General features: G+C 55.7%; 2 protein-coding genes and 1 CRISPR repeat array. Both genes read right to left on the reverse strand.

The window, feature by feature from the left end; all coding sequences use genetic code 11:
- Positions 1-22: 22 nt before the first annotated feature.
- A CRISPR array of direct repeats spans positions 23-4,420; the repeat unit is 32 nt; unit sequence GTTTCAACACACAGCCGCCCGAAGGCGGCTGG.
- Between the two features lie 189 nt (positions 4,421-4,609).
- A complete protein-coding gene (gene cas2, locus ACTHS3_RS10025; RefSeq protein WP_003746238.1) occupies positions 4,610-4,903 on the reverse strand; it encodes a CRISPR-associated endonuclease Cas2 in 294 nt (97 codons plus the stop codon).
- A gap of 75 nt (positions 4,904-4,978) precedes the next feature.
- Positions 4,979-5,552: CRISPR-associated endonuclease Cas1 (gene cas1 / locus ACTHS3_RS10030; protein WP_440367877.1), on the reverse strand; the 574-nt coding region annotated here is incomplete at its 5' end.

Here is a 5,552-nt window from a genome sequence, read left to right on the forward strand (position 1 = left end):
GCCGCAGAGCGTATAGCCAACAGTTTCAACACACAGCCGCCCGAAGGCGGCGGGGAAGCTCCTAAACAACATTCCCGGAGACTTGAAATGTTTCAACACACAGCCGCCCGAAGGCGGCTGGGGCTGCCCGCCGGCGGTTGTGGCTTCGCCTGATGGTTTCAACACACAGCCGCCCGAAGGCGGCTGGGACTCCTATCGAATTTTGTGATGCACGAATCAAGGTTTCAACACACAGCCGCCCGAAGGCGGCTGGTCCGAAACTAGACTGAAAACGTTAAAACACTTTGAGTTTCAACACACAGCCGCCCGAAGGCGGCTGGGCTTCGGTGGCGCTGGATTCGAGGCCGTTAAATGTGTTTCAACACACAGCCGCCCGAAGGCGGCTGGAAGAGCCAACGCCTAAATAAAATCAAACTCAAAAGTTTCAACACACAGCCGCCCGAAGGCGGCTGGGTATTTCCGGCGGCTCTTGGGTTTGTTTTGCGTAGTTTCAACACACAGCCGCCCGAAGGCGGCTGGCGATAAAGAGTGACCGGCACGCCGCCGATTTGCTGGTTTCAACACACAGCCGCCCGAAGGCGGCTGGTCGTGGGGCAGGATGTGGGCGACTTGCCAGAGTGGTTTCAACACACAGCCGCCCGAAGGCGGCTGGTTCCGGTTTCACAAATGTATCTGAGGATTTTAAAGTTTCAACACACAGCCGCCCGAAGGCGGCTGGAGAGTTTACCATTCAATGAACGAATCGGTGAATTAGTTTCAACACACAGCCGCCCGAAGGCGGCTGGGAATTGGTGATTTTGTACAAGTAAGAAAAGCAGCAGTTTCAACACACAGCCGCCCGAAGGCGGCTGGTCTTGAAAGCGGCCTTGGCAAAGGCTGAAAAGCAGTTTCAACACACAGCCGCCCGAAGGCGGCTGGCGGTATCCCACCGTCTGCTTACGCTATCTTGATGGTTTCAACACACAGCCGCCCGAAGGCGGCTGGCGAAAGCCTAAAGAAACAGGCAGCGCCGCCGAAAGGTTTCAACACACAGCCGCCCGAAGGCGGCTGGGTAAAGGCGTAACGGACACCAGCGGCCACACGGGTTTCAACACACAGCCGCCCGAAGGCGGCTGGAGTAACACCCTTAAATTCACACCGGCGCATGACAGTTTCAACACACAGCCGCCCGAAGGCGGCTGGTTGGCATAAGCCGCTCATATCGACCGTTAATGACCGTTTCAACACACAGCCGCCCGAAGGCGGCTGGCAAAGCTCAAATTCCGAGCCGACCACGTCGGCCGTTTCAACACACAGCCGCCCGAAGGCGGCTGGATTATTGAAGAGGGCGGTGACTTACTGGCAGATGTTTCAACACACAGCCGCCCGAAGGCGGCTGGGCGCACTAATAACGGTGCCTGAACCATTATCGATAGTTTCAACACACAGCCGCCCGAAGGCGGCTGGGCGGAGTATTGTCTTTTTTATTCAAAACAGGCTGTTTCAACACACAGCCGCCCGAAGGCGGCTGGAAAACAGACACCAACGTTAATTCGGAGATGTCTTTGTTTCAACACACAGCCGCCCGAAGGCGGCTGGGTCAGCCATTTGTACTGATAATGTCCTACCGACCGTTTCAACACACAGCCGCCCGAAGGCGGCTGGGAAACCATCCGGATAATACTGTTGCCATACTCGGTTTCAACACACAGCCGCCCGAAGGCGGCTGGGCTGCCAACAGCAGGACTTCCGCCTGTCATCGGCAGTTTCAACACACAGCCGCCCGAAGGCGGCTGGTCAAACACGGCAGCCGTAAGCCTTAGCTGCACTCGTTTCAACACACAGCCGCCCGAAGGCGGCTGGCCAAATTAATGCTCCGGTATGTAGGGCCAATCCGTTTCAACACACAGCCGCCCGAAGGCGGCTGGGTTGTGTGCGTGATGTCGGCGGTCAGGGCGGAGGGTTTCAACACACAGCCGCCCGAAGGCGGCTGGACCAATAAAGCCATCCAAATCAACACGCCCGAAGTTTCAACACACAGCCGCCCGAAGGCGGCTGGTCCTCATCCTCGCCATCAATCCGGCAATGAAGACGTTTCAACACACAGCCGCCCGAAGGCGGCTGGCAGCAACACCTTGACGGTGTACTACGATGGCGGGGTTTCAACACACAGCCGCCCGAAGGCGGCTGGTTAACTGTTGAATCGAATTATACGGACGGCAGGGGTTTCAACACACAGCCGCCCGAAGGCGGCTGGTGTTGGCGATTGGTTTTGTCGAATGGGTCGCAAAGTTTCAACACACAGCCGCCCGAAGGCGGCTGGTTCAGGCATAGATATAACAGAACGCGGAGCAAGTGTTTCAACACACAGACGCCCGAAGGCGGCTGGGGGTAATCTCACGCGCCCTCCCGTTTTATAAAAATGTTTCAACACACAGCCGCCCGAAGGCGGCTGGAATTTCAGACGGCCTACCAAACTAAACGGAGCAAGTTTCAACACACAGCCGCCCGAAGGCGGCTGGGCGAAGCCGAAAACTTCCGCCGAGCCGAGCCGATGTTTCAACACACAGCCGCCCGAAGGCGGCTGGCAAGAAGTACGGGAAGCTCGGCGAAGATTGGCGGTTTCAACACACAGCCGCCCGAAGGCGGCTGGCTTATCCCTGAACTCGATATTATTTACCAAAGGTTGTTTCAACACACAGCCGCCCGAAGGCGGCTGGTTGCGCTGCACCAATCCCCTCTGCGGATGGACTGGTTTCAACACACAGCCGCCCGAAGGCGGCTGGCGTCTTTCCGGCTGTCATTACTCAACAATCACAAGGTTTCAACACACAGCCGCCCGAAGGCGGCTGGCCGAACCGGAGAGATAGACGTCTTCCAGCCATGGTTTCAACACACAGCCGCCCGAAGGCGGCTGGATGAATCATCTGTTATCTTATCTGTATCTTAATAGTTTCAACACACAGCCGCCCGAAGGCGGCTGGCAAATTCTTGGGTACGAGCAGAATTGATGATGTTGTTTCAACACACAGCCGCCCGAAGGCGGCTGGGCAATTACCATTGGTGCAGGCTCGTTCAAGAATGTTTCAACACACAGCCGCCCGAAGGCGGCTGGATCAGCTACGAGTTCACATGGGTGCCGCCATTGGAGTTTCAACACACAGCCGCCCGAAGGCGGCTGGGCTGAAATCTGGGTTGAGAATCAGGCCGAGATTGTGTTTCAACACACAGCCGCCCGAAGGCGGCTGGTTAACAAGCCACGTTGTGCAGAAGTTTCTCCACGGTTTCAACACACAGCCGCCCGAAGGCGGCTGGCTGCCAACAGCAGGACTTCCGCCTATCATCGGAAGTTTCAACACACAGCCGCCCGAAGGCGGCTGGCGGCCACACTTCCACCTCATCAGACAAGACATCGGTTTCAACACACAGCCGCCCGAAGGCGGCTGGGGGCGCGTCATCGATTGCGCCTAAGACTTCAATGGTTTCAACACACAGCCGCCCGAAGGCGGCTGGGCGGAGTAATAAGTCAAGGGATATAATAGTTAAGTTTCAACACACAGCCGCCCGAAGGCGGCTGGTTTGTTTGGCCACTCGCGAAAAAAACTTTTGAGATGTTTCAACACACAGCCGCCCGAAGGCGGCTGGAATAATAGAGTCGCGAAGAAACCTACAAAAAAGGGTTTCAACACACAGCCGCCCGAAGGCGGCTGGGAAAGTTGCATGCGTGCTAGACCAGTGCCTTTATAGTTTCAACACACAGCCGCCCGAAGGCGGCTGGCAATCCATTGCCAGTTTTGAGCCGCCGAGAAGAGTTTCAACACACAGCCGCCCGAAGGCGGCTGGGTACTTCGATATCAATTTCAGCTTCAAACGGTAAAGGTTTCAACACACAGCCGCCCGAAGGCGGCTGGGCCACCGTGGGTAGATCGAAAACACTTTTTCAGAAGTTTCAACACACAGCCGCCCGAAGGCGGCTGGTGCTGCCGATGGCGATCAGGTTGTTGTTGTTGTCGTTTCAACACACAGCCGCCCGAAGGCGGCTGGTGCTTGTCCCGATTCCCAGCGCGGTCATCAGGTCGGTTTCAACACACAGCCGCCCGAAGGCGGCTGGTCGATCACTGAAATTTATTAAATAGAGGATTTTTTTGTTTCAACACACAGCCGCCCGAAGGCGGCTGGTTGGCTTTGGTATTAGCTCCCCTGCTCCCGTCGGGTTTCAACACACAGCCGCCCGAAGGCGGCTGGCATAGTTGAAAGACTTATTCAATTCAGGATAGAAGTTTCAACACACAGCCGCCCGAAGGCGGCTGGTGAATTAGCACTTTCTAAGGTGGTAAAAGGTTGGTTTCAACACACAGCCGCCCGAAGGCGGCTGGCGCACTGAGGCCAATGAAGCAGCTATCGTCAGGGTTTCAACACACAGCCGCCCGAAGGCGGCTGGTGCCTCTCTCAAAAGCCTTGCTACATCAGGTTTCGCAAGCCTAATCTCGCTAAACTCTCAAGAAAAGCAGAAATGCGAGTATAACACAGCCTTTTCTGTTATACCCACATTTGCAATATCCTGATTGTTAAAGAACAATCCTAATTCGCTAATCCTGCCACATTTTCATGAGAACAACAGGTTGGCGATTCACACAATCAACGTATCCTTAAACACATCCACCGTCGGTTTTGCGCCGTGGTGTTCCACTTTCCGCCGCCATTTGCTGCCCAGATGGTAAAAGCGCAGGCTGTCGGTTTCGGGGTTGTAGGTTTTTAAGAGTTTGTCTTTTAAAACGACCCACTGATCGGGCGCGATGTCGCATTCGAACACCGAATATTGCACGCGCACGCCGTAGTCCAGACACAATTTCGCTACGCGCCGCAGCCTTGCCTGTCCTTCCGCGTCTTCCAGCGAAATATCGTAAGTAATCAGCATCAGCATTTTGTATTCCCATGTGCAAGGCTGCTTTAGAGACCGTCTGAAAACATCCAACCCGTTTTCAGACGACCTGCAAACCTATCTCATCAAAAACGGCGGATATTCCGCCAAATCCCCGCGCAAGTGTCGCGCCAACAGCATGGCCTGAATATACGGCAACAGCCCGATTTCCACTTCTTCGCCCAAAAACGGATGCACGATTTTCTCCTGCTTTTTCGCCTGCAAGGCTTGGAACAAGAGCTTACGCGCATCGGCTTTCAAGCTTACCGTACCGCTTGCCTCGGTAACAAAATCCTGCGGTTTGATTTGCCCTCGGTTAATCAAGGAAAGCACCAGCCTGTCTGCCCACCACGCGCGGAATTCTTCCAAAATATCCTGCGCCAAACTGTCGCGCCCCGGTCGGTCGGCGTGTAGAAAGCCCACCTGCGAGTCTAGCCCCACGCCTTGCAGCGCGCCGCTGATGTCCTTGCCCAACAGACTGTACACAAACGACAACAGCGCATTCACCCCGTCTCTGGGCGGACGGCGGTTGCGCCCGTCAAAAGTAAAGCCGCTTTTTTCGCTCAAAAGCTGCCCGAATACGCCGAAATAACGCGCCGCCGCATCGCCCTCAATGCCGCGCACCACGTCCAGCCCGTCCGCGCCCTTCAAC

This window comes from Neisseria sp. P0009.S007 (assembly GCF_051962515.1).

Coding starts and splice junctions, on each gene's coding strand:
- cas2 (WP_003746238.1), bottom strand. CDS start 4,903: ATGCTGATGCTGATTACTTACGATATTTCGCTGGAAGACGCGGAAGGA.